This is a genomic window from Ramlibacter aurantiacus (assembly GCF_016722895.1).
GTDB lineage: Bacteria > Pseudomonadota > Gammaproteobacteria > Burkholderiales > Burkholderiaceae_C > Ramlibacter > Ramlibacter aurantiacus.
Window position 1 is genome coordinate 132,726 of sequence record NZ_JAEQNA010000009.1, and the last position, 22,061, is coordinate 154,786.

Annotated in this window: 20 protein-coding genes; 11 read left to right on the plus strand and 9 right to left on the minus strand. The window is 68.4% G+C overall.

What is annotated here, in order from left to right; genetic code table 11:
* Positions 1–9: 9 nt before the first annotated feature.
* A complete protein-coding gene (gene zwf, locus JI739_RS20625; RefSeq protein ID WP_201685886.1) occupies positions 10–1,476 on the minus strand; it encodes a glucose-6-phosphate dehydrogenase in 1,467 nt (488 codons plus the stop codon).
* A 164-nt stretch (positions 1,477–1,640) separates the two neighbouring features.
* Between zwf and tal the strand changes: the two genes are divergently transcribed.
* Genes tal through JI739_RS20640 form a run of 3 tightly spaced genes read left to right on the plus strand, consistent with a single transcriptional unit; the run spans position 1,641 to position 4,534 of the window.
* Entirely contained in the window at positions 1,641–2,588 is a 948-nt protein-coding gene (gene tal, locus JI739_RS20630) for a transaldolase (protein WP_201685887.1), read from the plus strand.
* Between the two features lies 1 nt (position 2,589).
* Entirely contained in the window at positions 2,590–4,179 is a 1,590-nt protein-coding gene (gene pgi, locus JI739_RS20635; RefSeq protein WP_201685888.1) for a glucose-6-phosphate isomerase, read from the plus strand.
* Positions 4,180–4,213: 34 nt separating this feature from the next.
* Entirely contained in the window at positions 4,214–4,534 is a 321-nt protein-coding gene (locus JI739_RS20640; protein ID WP_201685889.1) for a DUF805 domain-containing protein, read from the plus strand.
* 93 nt (positions 4,535–4,627) lie between these two features.
* Here JI739_RS20640 and groL read toward each other — a convergent pair whose 3' ends face one another.
* The gene (gene groL / locus JI739_RS20645; RefSeq protein ID WP_201685890.1) at positions 4,628–6,271 is read right to left on the minus strand and encodes a chaperonin GroEL; all 1,644 of its coding nucleotides are present in this window, start codon (positions 6,269–6,271) and stop codon (positions 4,628–4,630) included.
* A gap of 34 nt (positions 6,272–6,305) precedes the next feature.
* Positions 6,306–6,596 (minus strand): co-chaperone GroES, encoded by a 291-nt coding sequence (groES, locus tag JI739_RS20650; protein WP_201685891.1) that lies wholly within the window; start codon positions 6,594–6,596, stop codon positions 6,306–6,308.
* 268 nt (positions 6,597–6,864) lie between these two features.
* Between groES and nrtS the strand changes: the two genes are divergently transcribed.
* The 5 genes from nrtS (at position 6,865) to JI739_RS20675 (ending at position 13,212) form a co-directional block, all read left to right on the plus strand.
* The gene (gene nrtS, locus JI739_RS20655) at positions 6,865–7,143 is read left to right on the plus strand and encodes a nitrate/nitrite transporter NrtS (RefSeq protein WP_201685892.1); all 279 of its coding nucleotides are present in this window, start codon (positions 6,865–6,867) and stop codon (positions 7,141–7,143) included.
* A 4-nt stretch (positions 7,144–7,147) separates the two neighbouring features.
* Positions 7,148–10,372 (plus strand): 4Fe-4S dicluster domain-containing protein, encoded by a 3,225-nt coding sequence (locus tag JI739_RS20660; protein ID WP_201685893.1) that lies wholly within the window; start codon positions 7,148–7,150, stop codon positions 10,370–10,372.
* A gap of 72 nt (positions 10,373–10,444) precedes the next feature.
* Complete coding sequence (locus tag JI739_RS20665; protein WP_201685894.1) at positions 10,445–11,419, plus strand: Bug family tripartite tricarboxylate transporter substrate binding protein; 975 nt, start codon at positions 10,445–10,447, stop codon at positions 11,417–11,419.
* Between the two features lie 19 nt (positions 11,420–11,438).
* Complete coding sequence (locus JI739_RS20670) at positions 11,439–12,353, plus strand: LysR family transcriptional regulator (RefSeq protein WP_201685895.1); 915 nt, start codon at positions 11,439–11,441, stop codon at positions 12,351–12,353.
* 46 nt (positions 12,354–12,399) lie between these two features.
* Positions 12,400–13,212 (plus strand): glutathione S-transferase family protein, encoded by an 813-nt coding sequence (locus JI739_RS20675; protein WP_201685896.1) that lies wholly within the window; start codon positions 12,400–12,402, stop codon positions 13,210–13,212.
* Here the strand turns inward: JI739_RS20675 and JI739_RS20680 are convergent.
* The 4 genes from JI739_RS20680 to JI739_RS20695 form a co-directional block, all read right to left on the minus strand.
* Positions 13,202–14,098 (minus strand): 5'-nucleotidase, encoded by an 897-nt coding sequence (locus tag JI739_RS20680; protein WP_201685897.1) that lies wholly within the window; start codon positions 14,096–14,098, stop codon positions 13,202–13,204. The genes JI739_RS20675 and JI739_RS20680 overlap by 11 nt on opposite strands.
* Positions 14,098–15,321 carry a type II secretion system inner membrane protein GspF gene (gspF, locus tag JI739_RS20685; protein ID WP_201685898.1) on the minus strand — a complete coding sequence of 408 codons (1,224 nt, stop codon included), beginning with the start codon at positions 15,319–15,321 and terminating at the stop codon, positions 14,098–14,100. The genes JI739_RS20680 and gspF overlap by 1 nt, the downstream gene beginning before the upstream one ends.
* Positions 15,322–15,386: 65 nt before the next feature.
* Positions 15,387–17,000: an AMP-binding protein gene (locus JI739_RS20690; RefSeq protein WP_201685899.1), complete on the minus strand. Its 1,614-nt coding sequence runs from the start codon at positions 16,998–17,000 to the stop codon at positions 15,387–15,389.
* Positions 17,001–17,019: 19 nt separating this feature from the next.
* A complete protein-coding gene (locus JI739_RS20695) occupies positions 17,020–17,499 on the minus strand; it encodes a MarR family winged helix-turn-helix transcriptional regulator (protein WP_201685900.1) in 480 nt (159 codons plus the stop codon).
* Positions 17,500–17,633: 134 nt separating this feature from the next.
* Here JI739_RS20695 and JI739_RS20700 point away from each other — a divergent pair, with 134 nt between their 5' ends.
* Positions 17,634–18,899 (plus strand): class I SAM-dependent methyltransferase, encoded by a 1,266-nt coding sequence (locus JI739_RS20700; protein ID WP_201685901.1) that lies wholly within the window; start codon positions 17,634–17,636, stop codon positions 18,897–18,899.
* Positions 18,900–18,903: 4 nt separating this feature from the next.
* Complete coding sequence (locus JI739_RS20705) at positions 18,904–19,227, plus strand: DUF1840 domain-containing protein (RefSeq protein WP_201685902.1); 324 nt, start codon at positions 18,904–18,906, stop codon at positions 19,225–19,227.
* A 72-nt stretch (positions 19,228–19,299) separates the two neighbouring features.
* On the opposite strand, the gene JI739_RS20710 is transcribed toward JI739_RS20705, so the two are convergent.
* Together JI739_RS20710 and JI739_RS20715 are read right to left on the minus strand one after the other, a co-directional pair.
* The gene (locus JI739_RS20710; RefSeq protein WP_201685903.1) at positions 19,300–20,286 is read right to left on the minus strand and encodes a tripartite tricarboxylate transporter substrate-binding protein; all 987 of its coding nucleotides are present in this window, start codon (positions 20,284–20,286) and stop codon (positions 19,300–19,302) included.
* A gap of 85 nt (positions 20,287–20,371) precedes the next feature.
* On the minus strand, positions 20,372–21,142 hold the full coding sequence (locus tag JI739_RS20715) for a hypothetical protein (RefSeq protein ID WP_201685904.1): 771 nt from the start codon (positions 21,140–21,142) through the stop codon (positions 20,372–20,374).
* A 137-nt stretch (positions 21,143–21,279) separates the two neighbouring features.
* Between JI739_RS20715 and JI739_RS20720 the strand changes: the two genes are divergently transcribed.
* A complete protein-coding gene (locus tag JI739_RS20720) occupies positions 21,280–22,050 on the plus strand; it encodes a pseudouridine synthase (RefSeq protein WP_201685905.1) in 771 nt (256 codons plus the stop codon).
* Positions 22,051–22,061: the final 11 nt, after the last annotated feature.

Here is a 22,061-nt window from a genome sequence, read left to right on the forward strand (position 1 = left end):
TCGCGGCCATCAACATTCCTCGCTCCAGCAGAAGCCGTCACGCGCGATCATCGCGCTCGACGCGCTGGGTCCCCAGGTGCCGGCGGCATAGGGACGCAGCCCGTTGGCATCACGGCTCCAGTGATGCAGGAGCGGTTCCACCCAACGCCAGGCCTCCTCCTGCTCGTCACTGCGTACGAAGAGGTTCAGCCGCCCGTCGATCACGTCCAGCAACAGGCGCTCGTAGGCGCCCACGCGCTCGGAGCCGAACCGCTGCGTGAAGTCGAGGTTCAGGTGTACCGGCGCCAGCACCGGGATCGGACTGCGAGCCGCGTGGCGGCTGTTCTCCGCCTGCGCCAGCAGATGCAGCTCGAGTCCATCGCGTGGTTGCAGGTTGATCACCAGCTTGTTGGCCGCGCCGACGGGCACGGCGTAGATCGGGTGGGGCGTTTGCCGGAAGTTCACCACGATGTGCGCGTCGCGCGCCGCCAGGCGCTTGCCGGTGCGGATGTAGAAGGGCACCCCCGCCCAGCGCCAGTTGGCGATCTCCGCACGCAGGGCGACGAAAGTCTCGGTGCGGCTCTCGGGCGACACCCCGGGTTCTTCGCGGTAGCTGCGAACCGGCTCGCCGCCGATGCGGCCGCCGGCGTACTGCCCACGGATCGCATGTTGGTCCATGGCCGGCGGCGTCCAGCGCTTGAGCGACCGCAGCACCTTGAGCTTCTCGTCACGAATTGCATCGGCATGCGCATCGATCGGCGGCTCCATCGCCAACGCGCACAGCAGCTGCAAGGCATGGTTTTGCACCATGTCGCGCAGCGCGCCGGTGTTGTCGTAGAACGCACCGCGCTTCTCGACCCCGAGGTCCTCGGCAATGGTGATCTGGATATTGGCGATGTGCTCGCGGCGCCAGAGCGGCTCGAACAGCGCATTGCCGAATCGCAGGGCGAACAGGTTCTGAACCGAGGGCTTGCCCAGGTAATGGTCGATGCGAAAGATCTGCCGCTCGTCCAGCGCCGAACGCACGGCCCGGTTGATCGCCCGGTTGGATTCGAGGTCATGCCCCAGCGGCTTCTCCAGCACCAGTCGGATCCGTGGCGTGTTCAGCCCGGCGGCGGCCAGCTGCTCACAGACGGCTGTGAAGAGGTTCGGGGCGGTGGCCAGGTACATCACGACGGTATCGGCCTGCCGCTCGTGCAGCAGCTGTTGCAGCCGCTCGTAATCCTGCGGCCGCGACAGGTCCATTCGCAGGTAGTGCAGCAGCGATGCGAAACGGTCGAACTCCTCGGCACGGGGTCGCTTGGACAACTCGACCTGATCGAACCGGCTGCGAATGAGGTTGCGGTACGCCTCGTCACTCAGGTCATCGCGCGCCACGCCGACGATGCGCCCGTCCGCTGGCAGGTTGCCGTGGCGGAACGCCTGGAACAGGGCTGGCATCAGCTTGCGCCATGCCAGGTCGCCCGTGCCGCCAAAGAGGACGAGATCGAAGCTCATGCGTCGGATGTTAGGGGGAAGTGAAGCCTTGCCTGCACGCACCAGGGCGGTCCGCAGCAGCGAGAGAGGGTAAACGCGGGCGGTCGACGCGCGTGTGGGATGAGGCCTGATTCGGCACAGCCCGGGCGGCCCGGGCCGTGGCGTGCCTTGTGATAATGAACCGCATGAACCAACTCGAGGCCCTCAAGCAGTTCACCACCGTGGTCGCCGACACCGGCGACTTCCGCCAGCTGGCCCAATTCCAGCCGCGCGACGCCACCACCAACCCGTCGCTCATCCTGAAGGCGGTCCAGAAGCCGGACTACGCACCGCTCATGCAGCAGACCGTGGAGCGACACCGCAGCGCCGAGCTCGACGAGATCATGGACCGCCTGCTGGTGCGCTTCGGCACCGAAATCCTGGGGATCATCCCCGGGCGGGTGTCCACCGAAGTCGATGCCCGCCTGAGCTTCGACACCTCCGCGACGATCGCCCGGGCCGAACGCATCATGCGGCTGTACCGGGCCGAAGGTATTTCGCCCGACCGGGTCCTGATCAAGGTCGCCGCCACCTGGGAGGGCATCCAGGCGGCGGCCCGGCTGGAGCAGCAGGGCATTCGCACCAACCTCACGCTGCTCTTCTCCTTTTGCCAGGCCGTGGCGTGCGGGCAGGCGCGGGTGCAGCTGATCTCGCCTTTCGTTGGCCGCATCTACGACTGGTACAAGAAGTCCGCCGGCGGCCAGTGGGACGAGGCGGCCCGCGCAGGTGCCAATGATCCCGGGGTGCGTTCGGTGCGCCAGATCTATCAGCACTACAAGCACTTCGGGATTCCGACCGAGGTGATGGGCGCGAGCTTCCGCAACACCGGCCAGATCCTGGCGCTCGCCGGCTGCGACCTGCTCACCATCAGTCCGGAACTGTTGGCCGAGCTGGCCGCCAGCAACGCGCCGGTGCAGCGCGCACTCGACCCGGCTCACGCCGCCGGCCTGGACTTGCCGGCCGTGAGCTACGACGAGCCGTCCTTCCGCTACGCGTTGAACGAAGATGCGATGGCCACCGACAAGCTGGCCGAGGGCATCCGCGCCTTCGCGGCCGACGCCATCAAGCTCGAGCAACTCCTCAAGGCCGTCTGACATGGCGTTCGACCCCACCCGCTTCACGCGCTGCGACCGCGCCCCGGCCTGGCAGGCACTCCAGGTCCACTACCAGTCCATCGGCCGCGGCTTCGACCTGCGCCAGGCATTCGCAGGCGATCCCCGACGGGTCGAGGCGCTGGCCATCGATGCCCCGCACGTGCTGGGCGACCTGTCCAAGAACCTGATCGATGCGCAAGCGCGCCGCCTGCTGCTCGACCTGGCCCAGCAGTGCGACCTCGCCGGACAGCGCGACGCCCTGTTCGGCGGCGAAGCGATCAACGGCACCGAAGGGCGGCAGGTCATGCACTGGCTGCTGCGCTACCCCGCCCGTGGGGCAGCCTGGCGCCCCGCCGGCATCGAGCGGCTGCAGAGTGAACTCGACGAGGTCCACCACACGCTCGACGCCATGCTCGCCTTCGCCGAGCAGGTGCGCGCCGATGCCGCGATTACCGATATCGTCAACATCGGCATCGGCGGCTCCGACCTCGGCCCGCAGATGGCGGTGCTGGCGCTGGACGCCTACGCGCAGCCGCAGCGGCGGCTGCATTTCGTCTCGAACATCGACGGCCACGAACTCCAGGGCGTCCTGCGCGGCCTGAAGGCCGAAAACACGCTGTTCCTCGTCGCCTCCAAGACCTTCACCACGCTGGAGACCATGACCAACGCCCGCTCCGCGCGTGACTGGTTCGCGGCACAGGGCGGGCAGGATGTGGCCCGGCATTTCGCCGCGCTCACCACCAACGTGGCGGCAGCGCGCGAGTTCGGCATCACCACGACCTTCGGGTTCTGGGACTGGGTGGGCGGGCGCTACTCGCTGTGGTCGGCCATCGGCCTGCCCATTGCCGTTGCCATCGGCGCCGACCGTTTTCGCGAGCTGCTGGCCGGCGCCCACGCGATGGACGCCCACTTCGCCAGCGCACCGCTTGAGCGCAACCTCCCGCTGCAACTGGCCCTGCTGGACGTCTGGTACCGCGACTTCCACGGCTTCGGTTCGCGCAGCATCGCCCCCTACCACAGCGGACTGCGCCGGCTGCCGGCGTACCTGCAGCAGTTGGAGATGGAAAGCAACGGCAAGCGGGTGGACCGGCACGGCGAGCCCGTGCCTTTCGACACCTCGCCCGTGCTCTGGGGCGAACCCGGCACCAACGGCCAGCACGCCTATTTCCAGATGCTGCACCAGGGCACCGAGGTGGTTCCGGTGGAATTCATCGCAGTCCGCGAGGCGGCTCACCAGCTGCCGGGGCACCACACCCAGTTGCTGGCGAACGTGCTGGCGCAGGCGCAGGCGCTGATGCTCGGCAAGTCGGACGCGGGTGGCCACCGCCATTTCCCGGGTAACCGTCCGAGCACCTTCCTGCTGCTGGACCGCCTCGACCCGTCCAGCCTGGGCGCCCTGATCGCGATGCAGGAGCACCGGGTCTTCAGCAGCGGCGCGTTGTGGGGAATCAACAGCTTCGACCAGTGGGGGGTCGAACTGGGCAAAGTCCTGGCCAAGGACCTGGCACCCCGGCTGGAGAGTGGCGATGTCGAGGGGCTCGATGCGTCCACCGCGGGCCTGATCCAGCGGCTTCGGCGCGGCAACGGCTGACTATGATCGTGGCTCCTCCGCGAGCCCCTCTGCCATGAACCTCGTCCAGTCGGTCAAGACCTGCCTCCAGCAATACGCCACCTTCACCGGGCGCGCCGGTCGCCCCGAGTTCTGGTGGTTCATGTTGTTCTGCTTCCTGGTCTCGATCGCGTCATCGGTGCTCGGCGAGAAAGCCAACGTCCTGGCCACGCTCGTCCTGCTCCTGCCCGCGATCGCCGTCACGGCGCGGCGCCTGCACGACATCGACAAGAGCGGCTGGTGGCAACTGGTGAGCCTGGTGCCCTTCGTCGGCTGGCTGATCGTCCTGTACTGGTACGTGCAGCCGACCCAGCCGCAGGCCAATCGCTTCGGCTGACCGGCGCGCGCCCATGAAAAAAGGCCGGATCGCTCCGGCCTTTTTTCATGAGCCACCCGGACCTTGCAAGCGAGGTCCGGGTAAGCGGCGGACTTACATGTCCATGCCGCCCATGCCACCCATGCCGCCCATGCCGGCCGGGGCCGCCGCGGATTCCTTCTTCGGCGCCTCGGCCACCATGGCTTCGGTGGTCAGCATCAGGGACGCCACCGATGCGGCGTTCTGCAGCGCGGTGCGGGTCACCTTGGTCGGATCCAGGATGCCCATCTCGATCATGTCGCCGTAGGTGTCATTGGCGGCGTTGAAGCCGTAGTTGCCCTTGCCACCCAGCACGGCGTTGACCACCACGCTCGGCTCGCCACCGGCGTTGGCGACGATCCGGCGCAGCGGCGACTCGACGGCCTTGAGCACCAGCTTGATGCCGGCGTCCTGGTCGGGGTTGTCACCGCGCAGCTCGCCCAGGCCCTGGCGGGCACGCAGCAGGGCCACGCCGCCACCGGCCACGATGCCTTCTTCAACGGCAGCGCGGGTGGCGTGCAGCGCGTCTTCCACGCGGGCCTTCTTCTCCTTCATCTCGACTTCGGTGGCGGCACCGACCTTGATGACGGCCACGCCGCCGGCCAGCTTGGCCACGCGCTCCTGGAGCTTCTCGCGGTCGTAGTCGGAGGTGGCTTCCTCGATCTGCACGCGGATCTGCTTGACGCGGGCTTCGATGTCGCCCGCGGCACCGGCGCCGTCGATGAGGGTGGTGTTCTCCTTGCCCACTTCGATGCGCTTGGCCTGGCCCAGGTCGGCCAGCGTCACCTTCTCGAGCGTCAGGCCCACTTCCTCGGCGATGACCTTGCCGCCGGTCAGGATGGCGATGTCTTCCAGCATGGCCTTGCGACGGTCGCCGAAGCCCGGAGCCTTGACGGCCACCACTTTCAGGATGCCGCGGATGGTGTTGACCACCAGGGTCGCCAGGGCTTCGCCTTCAACTTCCTCGGCGACGATGAGCAGCGGCCGGCCGGCCTTGGCCACCTGCTCCAGCGTGGGCAGCAGGTCGCGGATGTTGCTGATCTTCTTGTCGAACAGCAGCACGAACGGGTTCTCGAGGATCGCCGACTGCTTCTCGGGGTTGTTGATGAAGTACGGGCTCAGGTAGCCGCGGTCGAACTGCATGCCCTCGACGACGTCCAGCTCGTTGTTCAGGCTCTTGCCGTCTTCAACCGTGATCACGCCTTCCTTGCCGACCTTGTCCATGGCGTCGGCAATGATCTTGCCGATGGACTCGTCGCTGTTGGCAGAGATGGAGCCGACTTGCGCGATCTCCTTGGAGGTGGTGGTGGGCTTGGTCGCGGCCTTGAGCTGCTCGACCAGCGAGGTCACGGCCTTGTCGATGCCGCGCTTGAGGTCCATCGGGTTCATGCCGGCGGCCACGTACTTCATGCCTTCGCGGACGATGGCCTGGGCCAGCACGGTGGCGGTGGTGGTGCCGTCGCCGGCGTTGTCGCTGGTCTTGGAAGCGACTTCCTTGACCATCTGCGCGCCCATGTTCTGCAGCTTGTCCTCGAGCTCGATTTCCTTGGCCACGGACACACCGTCCTTGGTCACGGTGGGGGCGCCGAAGGAGCGCTCGAGCACCACGTTGCGGCCCTTGGGGCCCAGGGTGACACCCACGGCTTCGGCCAGGATGTTCACGCCTTCGATCATGCGGTGACGGGCGTCATCGCCAAAAATCACGTCTTTTGCTGCCATGTTGGACTCCGGAATTCAGTTGAACAGGGTGGGCTTACTTCTCGATGACCGCGAAGAGGTCGTCTTCCTTCATGACGAGCAGTTCCTTGCCATCGACCTTGACGGTCTGCCCGCTGTACTTGCCGAACAGCACGAGGTCGCCCACCTTGACGCCCATGGGGACCAGGTCACCCTTGTCGTTCTTGCGGCCGGGGCCGACGGCCAGCACTTTGCCTTGGTCAGGCTTTTCGGCGGCGTTGTCGGGGATGACGATGCCCGAGGCGGTCTTGGTTTCGTTTTCGAGGCGCTCGACGATCACACGATCGTGCAGGGGACGAAGGCTCATTGGATCTCCTAATCTTCAGGTGAGGAGGTGACATCAAAAAGCGCTAACCTCGGTCAGCGCTTCGTGGCTACCCTGAGGTGGTGTTAGCACTCGACCTCAGTGAGTGCTAATCATAGACGCAATCCGCCGGCTTTCAAGCCCCTGAATTTGGCGCGCCCTTCGGGATCGATCGCCTGGAGCGATCACATGGCGTCCCAGGCGCTTCCGGCATCGGCGCGCCTGCCGTTAACCTCCCGGGCTTCCCGATCGGCACTGAGCAGCAACGCCCATGGAGACCCCCCTTTCTACCCTGCCCGTCCGGCGCCTCTGGAGAGGTGGGCCCGACCGGTCGGCCGCGTTGACGGCGCTCAAGGTCAGTGCGGTCGTGGGCACCGTCCTCAACCTGATCAACCAGGGCGGCCATGTGGTCGCGGGAGGTGCCGTCTCCTGGCCGCACGCTGTCCTGAACTACCTCGTCCCCTTCTGCGTGTCGTTGTACTCCGGGTGGCGCAGCCAGCGCCGCCGGGCCGAGACGCTCCCTGCCGCCACCGCCAGCCGGCCTGATTGAACCCATGCGCATCTTTTCCTACCGTGACCGTCCGGTCCACCTCGGACCGTATCCCCTCGAACGCTTGACCCGGCAGGCGGCCATGCCGTCGCTTGACGGCCTGCCGCCGATGCAGCCGCTGAGTTTCCAGGCCGAAGACCCTGAATCGCTGTCCCATGCCATGGCGCGCTACATGGCCATGTTCGACCTGGTGCGCGACGGCGTGGTCAACCCGCAGCCCGGCGAAGTGCCGGCCGATCGCACCGATCGCGCCAACCACCTCAAGGCCGCGGGCTACTACTACGACGCGACCATGATGGCCGTCGCCGCGCTGCCGCCGCAGGCCATCCTCGCGCAGCCGATCCGCAATCCGCGCACCGTCGAACTCGCGAGCGAACTCGAACGCACGCAGCCCAAGAGCTTCGCCGCCGGCATGGACATGATCCTGGCCGACGTGCTGGAGTCCGCCCGCCTGCAGCCCGGACCGGTCGACCACCACGGCCATGCGATCGTCATCGCCATCGAGTACCCGCGCGATCCGGCGCCTGGCGAACCCGGCACCGACTGGATCGTCGGCACCCAGGCGCAACGCGCGGCGCTGCTGGGCGCGCAGACGGCCGTCCTGCTGTCCACCTATCTGCGCATGCTGGGCTTTTCCGCGCGCGCCCACACCGCCACCTGCAGCGATGTCGACCTGGGCAAGCTCGCCGTCGCCGCCGGCCTGGCCCACGAAGATGGCAGCAACCCCTACCTCGGCAAGCGCTATGGCCTCGCCGCCGTGACCACCAGCCTCGAGATGGAAGCCGACCAGCCGCTCGCGCCCGCATCTGTGCAACGACGCTGGGATTCGCACGGGCCGGCCTGGCTGCTCGGCAAGGGCACGCTCAAGAACGCCTTCAACCGCGAGGCCTACGCCAAGCGCGAGTTCCGGCAGGGCGCCTATCCGTTCGAGACCCTCAAGCGCCGCGAGGAGCCCACCACATTCATCGACCACGAGCGGGTGCCGCGTTTTCCCAAGCGCGCCGACTTCTTCGCCCGCGCGCTGTTCGGCGACCTCGGCAAGGACGTGCAGGAAAACGCGAAGAACGCGTTCTATGTGATGAAGAGCCCCATCGGCGCGTGCGCGCGCCGCGCGCTCGGGGCCCTGCTGCTGCTGCAATTCGGCGAGGCACGCGGGCCGGTCTCGCCCAGCACCGCCGACCCGCAGCGCAACGCCGACAACCTCAAGGCCGCGTCGTACTACCTGGGCATGGACGCCGTCGGCCTGTGCGCGATCCCCGAGTGGGCCTACTACTCGCACGATGCCGGCGGCAACCCCATGCCGGCCTACCACCGCAACGCCGTCAACCTGCTGCTGGACCAGGGCCACGAGACCATGGAAGGCTGCAGCGGCGACGACTGGATTTCCGTCGCGCAGAGCATGCGTGCCTACCTGCGTTTTTCCATGCTGGGCGGCGTGATCGCCGAGCAGGTGCGGCGCCTGGGCTATTCGGCCCGGGTGCATTCGGTGGTGGACGGTGACGTGCTGCAACCACCGCTGCTGCTGCTGTCGGGCCTGGGCGAGGTCAGTCGCATCGGCGAGGTGATCCTCAACCCATTCCTCGGCCCGCGCCTCAAGAGCGGCACCGTGAGCACCGACCTGCCCATGGCCTTCGACAAGCCGATCGACTTCGGGCTGCAGCGCTTTTGCGAAAGCTGCAACAAGTGCGCGCGCGAGTGCCCGTCGGGAGCGATCACGGCGGGTCCCAAGGTCATGTACAACGGCTACGAGATCTGGAAGAGCGACGCCGAGAAGTGCGCGCGCTACCGCATCAACAACAGCGCCGGCGGCATGTGCGGCCGCTGCATGAAGACCTGTCCCTGGAACCTCGAAGGCCTGTTCGCCGAAAGCGGGGTGCGCTGGGTCGCCATGCATTTCCCGGCCAGCGCGGGCCTGCTGGCGCGCCTGGACGACGCACTCGACCGCGGCACCATCAATCCGGTCAAGAAGTGGTGGTGGGACATCGAGCTCGACCGCGCCAGCGGCCGTTACGTGCAGGCGGCCAAGACCAACCACCGCGGCCTGAACAAGCAGCTCAAGCTGCGCCACGAGGACCAGACCCTGGCCGTGTACCCGGCCGACAAGATGCCGCCGCCCTATCCGGTGGTGCATCCGGTCAACCGCGAGGAGGGCATCGAGCGCTACCGGTCGCTGCTCACGCCCGAGGCCTACAGGCAGCGGCTGCGCGAGGGCCGCACCGATGGACTGGCGCCCGCGTTCCGAATGCCCGAGGGCGAGCCGCCGGTGTTCCCGGTGGTGCTCAAGCGGCGCGAGGAAATGGCCGAGGGGCTGGCGCGATACGAGTTCACCGCGCCCGACGGCGCCGAGCTGCCGGCTTTCGAGGCGGGCGCGCACATCGACGTGGTGATCGCCCCCGAGTACCAGCGCGCCTACAGCCTCGCCGGCGATCCGGCCGACCGCAGCCGCTACGTGCTGGGCGTGCTGCGCGAGCCGCCGGACCAGGGCGGCCGCGGCGGGTCGGCGTTGATGCACCGGGCCTTCAAGGAGGGGCGGCGCGTCTTCGTCTCGCGCCCGGCCAACCATTTCCCGCTGCAGGAGGAGGCGAGCGTCTCGCTGCTTTTCGCCGGCGGCATCGGGGTCACGCCCATGCTGGCGATGGCGCACCGGCTGCACGCGCTGGGCAAGCCCTTCGTCTTCCACTACAGCGCGGCCAGCCGCACCACCGCCGGGTTCCTGAAGGACCTGGCCGAGGCGCCCTGGCACGACCGCGTGCACTACCACTTCAAGGACGAGGGCCAGCGCGCCGACCTGATGGCGCTGATCCCGGACTACCCGGCCGGGGCCCACCTCTACACCTGCGGGGCCGCCCGCTACATGGACGGCGTCTTCGAAGCCGCGGCCGCGCACGGCTGGCCCGAGGAGGCCCTGCACCGCGAGTACTTCGCCGTGCCCGAGCAGCCGCCCGCGCCGCGCCTGCCCTTCATGCTGCGGCTCACGCGGTCGGACCGGGTGGTGCCGGTGGCGGCCGATCGCAGCGCCGCCGATGCGCTGATCGAGGTCGGCATCCCGGTGGACATGAAGTGCTCGGACGGCATCTGCGGTGTGTGCGCCGTCGGCTTCGACGCGGCCGCTTCCTGCGAGGTCGACCATCGCGACTTCGTCTTGAGCAACAAGGAGCGCCAGGGCCGCATCGTCCTGTGCTGCTCGCGCGCCAAGGACGCCGACGGGGAGATCGCCATCGCGATGTGAGCGGGCTTTTCCGGAGGGTGGGCGGACAGTCCGTGTGCTCGAATCACAACCCACCAGAACAAGGAGACATCCATGAACCTGAACCGACGCCGGGCGATCGCCGGCATGCTCGCCGCACCCGTGCTGCCCCTGGCGCCGCTCGCCGCACGGGCCCAGGCATACCCCGAGCGGACGATCCGCATCGTCATCCCCTTCCCGGGCGGCTTCACCGACACGCTGGCGCGCATGGTCGGCCAGAAGATGTCCGAGAGCATGGGACAGCCCGTGGTGGTCGAACAAAAGCCCGGCGGCAGTGGCCAGATCGGCGCCGCCGAAGTGCTGCGGGCGCCGGCCGACGGCTACACCGTGTTCATGAACCACATCGGCACCGATGCGGTCAACCCGCACATCTTCCGCAAGCTCAGTTACGACCCGCAGAAGGACTTCATGCCGGTCGCCGAACTGGCCCGCACACCGAACCTGCTGGTGGTCAGTCCCGAGCTGCCGGTGCGTGACGTGGCCGGCCTGATCCAGCTGGCCAAGGCCCGGCCCGAACCGCTGTTCTTCGGCTCGCCCGGCAACGGCACCTCCGGCCACCTGGCCGGCGAGCTGTTCAAGAGCCGCTCGGGCCTTCGCCTGACGCATGTGCCCTACAAGGGCGCCACCGAGGTGGTGCAGGACCTGGCCACCGGCCGCGTGCACATGATGTTCGACACCCTCGCCCAGGGCGGGCAGCTGGCCCGCTCGGGCAAGGTGCGGGCGCTGGCGGTCACCAGCCGCGAACGGCACCCCAGCTTCCCCGACATTCCCACGCTCGCCGACTCCGGCTTCCCTGGCTGGGAGACCGGGCCGTGGTTCGGCATGGTGGTCAAGGCCGGCACCCCCGCCCCCGTGGTCGCCCGGCTGCAGCAGGAGGCCTCCAAGGCCGTGCGCGCCGTCGGCGACCGCTTGTTGTCGATGGGCGTGTTCCCGATCGGCAGCACGCCCGAGCAGTACGCCGCCATGATGCAGGGCGAGTCCCAGCGCTGGGGCAAGCTGGTGCAGGACATCGGCCTGAAGGTCGACTGATCGGCGCGGTTCCGCTGGCGTGACGCTGCAGCAGCTTCGCACCCTCATCGCCATCGTCCGCTTCGGCAGCCTGCGCGGCGCCGCGCGCGAACTGGGGGTGTCGCAGGCCGGGCTCACCACCAGCCTGCAATCGCTGGAGGAAAGCCTGCAGGCCCGGCTGGTCGAGCGCACGCCGCAGGGTGTGTGCCTGACGGAGGTCGGGCGCCAGGTGTACGAGCGCGCCGTGCTGATCGAAAGGCAGGCGGCCCAGCTCGTGCAGGAGGCCGAGCAGGCACGTGACAGCGCCATCGCCACCCTGTCGGTGGGCCTGGGGCCGACACCCACGGCCTTGCTGCTGCACCGGGTCGTCCCCGACTTCCATGCGCGATTCCCGCAGGTGCGCCTGAAGTTGCAGGGCGGCGTCTACGAGGCCATGGAGTCGGCGCTGGAGCAGGGCGCGATCGAGCTGGCGGTGACCGCCATCCCGGCGGAGGGGCTGGGGGCCGGACTGGTCGGCGTGCCGCTCTACCGCAGCGACCTGGTGGTGATCGCGCGCGAGGGCCATCCGCTGCTGGCGGCGCGTTCCATCCAGCAGCTGGTCGGCGCCGAGTGGGTGCTGATGGGCGCCCCCGGCCGGCCCGGCGGCAGCATCGGCCGCTACCACGCCGACCAGGGGCTGGCGGCCCCCCGCATCGCGGCCACCTGCGATTCGCTGACCCAGCTGGCGGCGCTGGTACGAGGCACCGATTGGCTCGCGATGGTGCCCGCCGTGCTGATGCACGGCAGCCTGCTCGGCGCGGGTCTCAAGGTTTTGCGGTTGCGCGAGGCGTCACCGCGCTACGACATCTGCGTCGTGCACCGGCGCGAGCCGCCGCTCTCAGCGATCGCCCAAGCCTTCGCGGCCATGTGCCAGTCGTGCGCGCGGGCCCTCTCGCTGTCCAGCCGCGTGCCCTGAGCACCCTGCACGCGGCGCGGGGGCTGCGGCCTATGATGGAACGGCCATGGACACCACCGCCGAGTTCACCGTCTATCACATCCCGGTCTGCCCCTTCTCGCAGCGCCTCGAGATCCTGCTCGCGCTCAAGGAAGCGCGCTCGAAAGTGCGCTTCGAGGTGGTCGACATCACCCAGCCCCGGCCGCCTGAGCTGCTGGCCAAGTCGCGCGGCAGCACGGCGCTCCCCATCATGGAGCTGCCCGGCGGGCGCATCCTCAAGGAAAGCCTGGTGCTGATGCAGTTCATCGAGGACCTCTGGCCCGACCCTGCGGTGGCCCAGCGCGACCCCTACCGCCGCGCCGTCGAGAACATGCTCGTGCGCCTCGAGGGCGACTTCGCCAACGCCGGCTACGCCTTCGTCATGAACCAGGACCCGCAGCGCCGCGAGCCGTTGCGCCAGCGCATGCTGGAGCAGTTCGCGCGGATCGACGAGTTCCTGGTGGCGCAGGCCCCGCGGACCACCTACCTGTTCGAAAACTTCGGCTGGGCCGAGGCCGTGTTCACGCCCCTGTTCATGCGCTTCTGGTTCCTCGAGTACTACGAGGAGTTCGACCTGCCGGCCGACGCCCGCTTCGACCGCGTGCGCGACTGGCGCGAGGCCTGCCTGCGGCATCCGGCGGCGCAACAGGTCAGCCGCGAGGAAATCATCAAGCTCTACTACGACTACGCCAAGGGCGCGGGCAACGGTGCGTTGCTGCCCGGGCGGGAGCGTTCATCGTTCGTCTTCGAGCCGCACTGGAGCGATCGTCCCTGGCCGCCGCGCGACAAGTGGAGCCGCAGCGCCAGCGACGCCGAACTCGGCCTGTCCCTCAGCGATTGACGATGCCCGCCGCCACGTGGCCCGCGGGCACGTGGCGGGCCGCGTGCATCACATGGCCGGTCTGGTCGTCGAAGAAGAAGTCGGGCTCGAACTCGCGCAGGAACTCGCCCTTGGGCAGGCCGCCCAGGAACATGGCCTCGTCCACCTGGATCCGCCAGTTCATCAGGGTACGGATCGCCCGCTCGTGCGCGGGTGCGCTGCGGGCCGTGACCAGCGCCGTGCGGATCTTCATGGCCGGCGTGCCGGCCAGCTGCAGCCGGTGCAGCGCCACCAGGAGGGGCTTGAACGGGCCTTCCGGCAGGGGCTGCGTCGCCTTGCTCAGTTCGTGCTGCTGGAAGGCGTCGAGCCCCTGCGACTGGAACACCTGCTCGGCCTCGTCCGAGAACAGCACGGCGTCGCCGTCGAAAGCGATGCGGACCTCGTCCGGGTAGTTGTTGCCGGCCAGCACCGATTCGGTGAGCACCCGCGCCGCCGGGAAGCCGGCATTCAGCGCCTCGCGCACGTCCTCGGCATTGGCCGAGAGGAACAGGTGCGCGCCCAGGGGCCGCAGGTAGCGGAAGGGCGGTCGTCCCTGCGTGAACACCCCGCGCTCGAGCTTGATCTGGTTGGCGTGGCCCGAGCGGAAGATGCGCATGCCCGACACCGGGTCGTTGCGTGACAGGATCACCACCGCCACCCGCTGCGCCCCCGCATCGTTGAAGGCCAGCAGCTTCTTGATCAATGAAAACGCGATGCCCGGGCGCGCCGGCAGCTCCAGTCGCTGCAGCTGCAGCGCCATGTAGGCACCGGGGTCGCCGCTCTCGAAGATGCGGTTCTCCTCCTCGAAGTCGAACAGCGCACGCGACGAGATCGCCACCACCAGCTTGTCCTGCAGGCTCGCTCCCATCACCGAACCCACTGGTTCAACTGGATGATGGGCATCAGCACCGCCAGCACGATCAGCATGACCACCAGGCCCATGCCCACGATCAGCAGCGGCTCCAGGATGGTCGCCATCTGCATCGCGCGGCGCTGCACCTCGGTGCCCAGCTGCACGGCAGCGCGCTGCAGCATCACCGGCAGCTGGCCGGTCTGTTCGCCCAGGCGGGCGAACATGGACAACAGACCCGGGAAGCGCTTCTTCTGCGCCAGGGCCGAGGCCAGCGGCGCGCCTTCACGCACCAGCACCAGGGCGTCCATCGCATCGGCCCGCATGGCCCGGTTGTTGAGCGTCTCGCCGGCTGCCTGCAGGGCCTTCAGGATGGGCACGCCCGCGCCGGCCAGCATGGCCAGGGTGCTGGCGAAGCGCGCGGCGTTGTAGCCTCGTGCCAGGCGCCCGACCAGCGGCAGCGTGAGCCAGCTGGCGTCGAAGCGTTCGCGAAAGCCGGGGTTGCGCAGCGCCAGCCGCAGCGCCACTGCAGCGGCCACCAGGATCCCGAGCATCAGCCAGCCATATTCACGCACCCCGGCGCTCACGCTCAGCATGGCCGAGGTGAGGAAGGGCAGCGCGCGCTTGGTGCCGGCGAACACGTTGGCGACCTGCGGCACCACGTAGCTCACCAGGAAGATCACGATCACGATGGCCACCAGCGTGACGATGGCCGGGTACAGCGCCGCGCCGATCAACTTCGCCTTGAGGGCCTGGCGGTTTTCCAGGTCGTCGGCCAGCCGTTCCAGCACCGTGCCGAGCTGGCCGCTCTGCTCGCCGGCGCCGACCACCGCCACGTACACGTCGGAGAACTCGCGCGGAAACTGCGCGAGCGCCTTGCCGAAGGGCGAACCGGCATTGACCTCGGCCCGCAGCGCCGCCACCAGGCCACGCATGCGCTCGTCGTCGGCCTCGTCGGCCAGGGCGGTGAGGGCGCGCTCGATGGTCAGGCCGGAGGACACCAGTCCGGCCAGCTGCCGCGTCCAGACGGTGAGGGTGGTGGCGGTGAACACCGGTCGCGTCATCCAGCGCGCGGCCAGGCCGGCGCGGGGGTCGTTGCCGCCCTGTACCGGCGTCACCTGGATCGGCACCAGCGCCTGCGCCCGCAGCAGGCTGCGCGCGGCCTTCACGGTGTCGGCCTCCATCACGCCTTTGCGGGTCGCGCCCTGGCTGTCGAGGGCTTCGAAGGAATAGGCAGGCATGGGGGAATTATCCAGGGGTCGAGGGTTCGGGGGCTGGGGCTTCTAACCCCCCCCCAACTCAGCCCCTAGACGTCCTGCCGCAGCTTGAACCGTTGCAACTTCCCCGTCTCGGTGCGCGGCAGGCTGGCGACGAAATCGATCTCGCGCGGGTACTTGTACGGGGCGATGCTGGCCTTCACGTGGTCCTGCAGGGCCTTGACCAGGGCCGCGTCACCGACGTGGCCGGCGCGCAGCACGCAGAAGGCCTTGACGACCATGCCGCGCTCGTCGTCGGGCTTGCCGATCACGCCGCATTCGGCCACGGCGGGATGCCGCAGCAGCACGTCCTCGACCTCGGGGCCGGCGATGTTGTAGCCGGCGCTGATGATCATGTCGTCGGCCCGGGCCTGGTAGAAGAAGTAGCCGTCGGCGTCCTGCATGAAGGCATCGCCGGGATAGTTCCAGCCCTGCTTCACGTAGTTGGCCTGGCGGGGATCGTCGAGGTAGCGGCAGCCGGTGGGGCCAATCACCGCCAGCTTGCCGACCTCGCCGCGCGGCAGCTCGCGGCCCTCATCGTCCACCACCTTGGCCTGGTAGCCGGGCACCACCTGTCCGATGGCGCCGCGCCGCACCTGCTCGGGCGCCGAAGAAATGAAGATGTGGAACATCTCGGTGGCGCCGATGCCGTCGGTCATCTCGATGCCGCTGGCCTCCTTCCATAACTGCCGGGTGGCGTCGGGCAGCCCTTCGCCCGCACTGACGCAGATGCGCAGCCGGCCTACGCCGTGCTCGCGCGCGAACGGAGCCATCTGCCGGTAGAAGGTGGGGGCCGTGTAGCAGATGGTGGCCCCCACCTCGCCGATCTGCCGCACCATGTTTTCGGGCGTGTAGGGCCCTTGCGGGAAGTACACCGAGGCGCCGGCCCACATCGGGAAGACCAGCAGCCCACCCAGCCCGAAGGTGAAGGCCAGCGGGGGCGAGCCGATCACGATGTCGTCGGGGGTGGCGCGCAGCACGTGCCGGGGCCAGCATTCGCACGCGGCCAGCACGTCGCGGTGCGAATGCGCCGCGGCTTTCGGCTGGCCGGTGGTGCCGGAGGTGAAGGCCAGCAGGGCGATGTCGTCGGCATCGGTCGGGCAGGCGGTGAAGCCTCCTGGCTTTGCGGCCGCACGCACGGCGAGCGAGCCCGGCTCGGTGGGCGCGTTGAAGGAAACCACCGTCTGCAGCATGGGCCGCGTGCGACGCGCTTCCTCCAGTTCGTCCAGCAGGTGGATGTCGCACAAGGCCGCGCAGGGCTGGGCCTTGTCGATGATGTCTCCAAGCTCGCGTGCACGCAGCAGCGGCATGGTCGCCACGGCCACCAGCCCGGCCTTCACCACGGCCAGCCACGCCAGGGCCATCCCGATCGAGTTGCCGCCGCGCAGCAGCACGCGATTGCCAGGCGCCAGGCCGAGGTCTTCGACCAGCACCCGGGCGATGCGGTCGACACGCTCGCGCACCTCGCCATAGCTCAGCACGATGCGCGGCGAGCGCAGCAGCGGCCGGTCGGCGAAACCCTTGGCCGCGGCCTTGTCCAGCAACTCCTCCACCAGGTTGAGGCGCGGCGGGAAGGCCAGTTCGGGCGCATCGTAGAGACGCTGCGGACACTGCCCGGGCGGCGGCAGGCGGTCGTGGACGAAGCGGTCGGTGTGGGCAGTCATCGGCGGGTCTCCCTATCGGTCAGGCCTGCGGCGCGTCGAGTGCGGCGCGCGCGTCGTCCTTCACTTTGCCAAGCAGGCGGTACAGCGTGGCGATTTCCTTGTCGCTCAAACTGGCAAAAGCCGAGACGATCCAGCTTTCGTGCTCGCGCGCCATCTCGTGGAACAGCTTGCGTCCTCGCGGCGTGAGGCGCACCCGCCAGGCGCGCCGATCGCCGGCCACGTCCACCCGATCCACCAGGCCTTCGGCGGCAAGCTGGTCGGTGATGCCGGTCACGTTGCCTCCGGTGACCATCATGCGGCGCGACAACTCGTTCATCTTCAGGCCCTCGGGGGCACGTTCGAGCTGCGCCATGAGATCGAACCGGGGCAGGGTCGTCGCGAACTGTTCGCGCAAGCGCGAACGCACGTCCTTTTCGACCAGCTGGGTGCAGGTCAGCAGCCGTAGCCACAGGCGCAAGGCCTCGGGATGTTCGCTGTGCGCGCGCGCTTCCATGTCCATGCGCAGTCCTCAAAATGCCTGAATTGTTGAAGTCTAAACAAATTTGACCCGAACAGTCGATCCGTTGCGAATGGGCGGCCGTCCTACAGCCGAGCCATTGACGGTGCACCAGACGCGTGGCAAGAATCGGCTTCATGGAAGCTCTTGCACGCAAGATCGCGCCGCGCCTGGAGGGCGCGCCCGTCCGGGTAGCTCTTCGGCTGCCCGGTGGTGCTCAAGTCGGCCATGCCGACCCGGATGTGAGGCTGACCTTCTCGGACTGGTCGAGCATCGCCACCCTGGGTGCCGGGCAGATCGGCAAGGTGGCCGAGGACATCGTCGAGGGTCGCGTGCAGTTCGAAGGCAGCATGCGCGACCTGATGCTGGCCGCGGCCCATCTGCTCCCGGGCACCCCGGTGGCGAGCGACACCAGCTGGTGGACCCAGGTCTTGCGCCGCACCCGTTCGCTGGTCTCGCACACGCCCCAGCGCGACGCCGCGCAGATCCAGTTCCATTACGACGTCTCCGATGATTTCTATGCGCTGTGGCTGGACCCGCGCCGCGTGTACTCCTGCGCCTATTTCCGCACGCCCGACGCGTCGCTGCCCGAAGCGCAAGAAGCCAAGCTCGACCACATTTGCCGCAAGCTGATGCTGCGCGAGGGCGAGCGTTTCCTCGACATCGGTGCCGGCTGGGGTGGCCTGCTGCTCTGGGCCGCCGAGAACTATGGTGTGCAGGCGCACGGCATCACGCTCTCGCGCAACCAGCACGCGTACGTCAGCCGGCTCATCGAGCAGAAGAAGCTCCAGGGACGCGTGCGCATGGAGCTGCGCGACTACCGCGAGCTCGATGAGTCGCACGGCTACGACAAGATCGCCTCGGTCGGCATGTTCGAGCACGTGGGCCAGGTGAACATGGGCGTGTACTTCGGCAAGATCTTGCGCCTGCTCAAGCCCGGTGGCCTGGTGATGAACCACGGCATCACGGCGGGCGGCATCGAGCCGGGACAGCTGGGCGCCGGCATGGGGGAGTTCATCGAGAAGTACATCTTCCCGGGTGGCGAACTGCTGCACGTGAGCCATGTGTTGCGCGAGCTGTCGCTCTCCAGCCTGGAGATGCTCGACACCGAGAACCTGCGGCCGCATTACGCGCGCACCCTGTGGGCCTGGTCCGATGCGCTCGAAGCGCAGCTGAAGGACGCGGAGCAGGTGCTCAAGGCCAGCAGCGGCGACGAGCAGCGGGGACAGAAGATCCTGCGGGCCTACCGCCTCTACCTGGCCGGCTGTGCCATGACTTTCGAGCGCGGCTGGATCTCCTTGCACCAGATCCTCGCCGCGCGGCCCGACGCCGACTTGAACACCGGATCCCTGCGCGGCGCCCAATCCACGTACCCGTTCAACCGCGAGTACATGTACCGTTGAGGGCATGTTGTACAAATTCAAATCCAAAGCGGCGGGCGACCTGATCATGCTGGAGCCCAACGGCCGGCGCGTGCTCGAAATCATCGGCAAGGATCCGGCACCCACCGGCATCATCCAGCCGCACGAGATGGGGCCGGCGGTGATGGCGATCGAGCGTGCCATCCAGGACGAGGAGGCCCGGCAGAAGGCCGCCATCGAGGAGGCCCGCGCCAGCGGCGAGCCCGAGCCCAAGTTCGAAGCCATCGGCCTGCGGCAGCGCGCCGTGCCCTTCATCGACATGCTGCGCCGCTGCGAAAAAGCCGGCCGCGAGATCGTCTGGGGCGTCTAGCCACGGCGGTGCAACCAAGAAAAAGCCGCCTCGAGGGCGGCTTTTCCATGAGGGTGCGATGCCCGCGCGACGTCAGTCCGCGTAGACCCCGGCCTTTTTGATGATCGGGCTCCACTTGGCGATTTCCTCGGCCACGAAGCGCTTGTGCTCGGCCGGCTCCATGCGCTTGTCGGTGACCACCACGGCGCCCAGGCCTTCCTGCTTTTTGATGAAGTCCGAGTCCTTCAGCGCGCCCTTCAGCGCTTCATTGAGCTTGCGCTGAACGTCGGCCGGCGTTCCCTTGGGCGCGTACAGGCCGTGGAAGATGGTGACCTGGAAGTCCTTCAGGCCGGACTCCTGCATGGTCGGCAGGTCCTTCAGCGCGGGCGGCGACAGGCGCTTGGCGGTGGTGACCGCGAAGGCCTTGACCTTCTTGCCCTCGATCTGCGACGTGGTGTTGGTGGTCTGGTCGCACAGCAGGTCGATCTGGCCGCCGATCAAGTCAGTGATGGCCGGCGCGGTGCCTTTGTAGGGAACCGTGGTCATCTCCACGCCGACGGCTTCCTGGAACAGCAGCCCGCACAGGTGCGATGCCGAGCCCACGCCCGCATTGCCCAGGTTGATCTTGCCTTTGTTCTGCGAAATCCAGGCCTGCAGTTCCTTCATGTTGTTGGCCGGCAGGTTGGGGCGGGCGATCAGGGTCATGGGCACGTCGTTGACCATGCCCAGGTACTCGAAGTCGCTTTCGACCTTGAAGGGGATGTTGCGCACCAGTGACGGCATGGTCGCCATGCCGATGTGGTGCAGCAGGAGCGTGTGGCCGTCGTTGTTGGCCTTGGCGACCTTGTTGGCGCCGATCGAGCCGCCCGCGCCGGCCGCGTTCTCGACCACGACGGTGGTGCCCAGGGTCTTGCGCATGGCTTCAGCCAGGTCGCGAGCCACCCGGTCGGTGGGGCCGCCGGCCACGAACGGCACGACCAGGGTGACGGGGCGGTCCTTGACCGGGAAGTTGGTTTGCGCGCTGGCGCCGAACGCGACCGCAGCCGCAAGGGGGATGAGTGCCGTGATGAACTTTCTCATGGGGTCTCCAGTACTTTGAGGGGCGGAATCCTAGCGGCTGCCATCGTCTTCGTGCATGCCGCTAACACCTATACCTTGACCTAGCTCATGTGTCAGGCGCGTGAGCTGGCGCTTCGCCGGACTCGCCGGGCGCCAGTACCCGGCGAAAGGTCCAGCCGAAGGCGGCGACGGCGCTGCTGGTCAGTGCCAGGCTCCTGGCCCGGCTGGGCGGAGGCGGGCCGCGCATCGCCAGTGCGCCGGTGCACTGGCCCAGCAGTGCAAGCGGCAGCAGGCCGTTGGCACGGCCGATGCCGGTGCGAAAACCGTCCGGGTTGGAGGCGCGCGTCGCCTCGGCGGAGACCGGCGTGGTCCGCGAGGCCTGGGCGACGGCCTCGGTCGCCGCGCCGGCCAGTCCGGTGGCGGCCAGCGACAGCCCCAGCGTCACGGCCGCGCCGGCGGGCGTGGTGGCGGGGAACGCCGGCAGCCTCAGCCCGTGGTAGCCGGCGTTGACCGTGAAGAAGATGAGCGAAGGAACGGCATCGTGAGCCAGCGAGGGCTGCTGGGGCGGGGTGGCGCGCACGCCGCTCCATTCGCGCAGCGCGTGTTCGGTCAATCCGCTCGTGAATCCGGCCATTGGCAGCGCGAATCCGGCGAGCACCTTGGCGTGCGGCGGGCCGGCGGCCCGCAGCCAGTTGGCCAGGGCGAAGCTGCTGCCGAACCAGGTGCCCACCGACAGGGCGCCGATGGCCGCATTGCCGGCGATGCGCGTCCCGGGTCCTTGCGTGCCCGCGCCGCGCACGTCTTTCCTGGGCTGTCGCGTGCCCCCGGAAGTTTTCGACAAGGGCGGCGGCGCTGGTGTGCTTGGGCTGGTGTTCACGGTCGAAGGGCCTGGAAGCCTGGCGTTGTACAGGCGCGCGAATGTAGCGGCCGTTTAAGCGGAAAGACCTAGGGTTTGCCGCATGCGAAAGGTGTGGGCTCGCCGCGTCGATAATCGCCGCCCCACCCGCTGCACCGATGTCCGACACCCACGCTCCCACCACCCGGCTGAACAAGCGCATGGCCGAACTCGGGTTGTGCTCGCGTCGTGAAGCGGACGAGTGGATCGCGCGCGGATGGGTTCGGGTGGACGGACGCGTCGCCGGCATCGGCGTGCAGGTAGCGCCCGGCGCCCGGATCGACATCGATCCGGCAGCGCGCGGGCACCAGCAGGAGCAGGTCACCATCCTGCTGCACAAGCCGGTGGGCTATGTCAGTGGGCAGGCCGAGGACGGCTACCAACCCGCGGCCGCGTTGGTCCAGGCGCGCTCGCACTGGCGCGGTGATGCCTCCCGGCAGCGGTTCTCGCCCGGGCAACTGCGCGGCCTGGCACCCGCGGGCCGGCTGGACATCGACTCCACCGGCCTGCTGGTGCTCACGCAAGACGGCCGGGTGGCCCGTCGCCTGATCGGGGAGGACTCCACCGTCGAGAAGGAGTACCTGGTGCGCGTGGCCTGGGGCGAGGCCACCGTGGGCGTGCAGCCGCTCGTGCCACCGGCCGCGCTGGCGAAGCTGCGCCACGGGCTCAGCCTCGATGGTCGGCCGCTGAAGCCCGCCCGGGTCGATTGGCAGAACCCTGAGCAATTGCGCTTCGTGCTGACCGAAGGCCGCAAGCGCCAGATCCGCCGCATGTGCGAGTTGGTCGGATTGAAGGTCATGGGCCTCAAGCGCGTGCGCATCGGCGCGGTGACGCTGGGCCAGTTGCCGCTGGGGCAATGGCGCTACCTGGGGCCGGACGAGCGGTTCTGAGAAGCACGGCG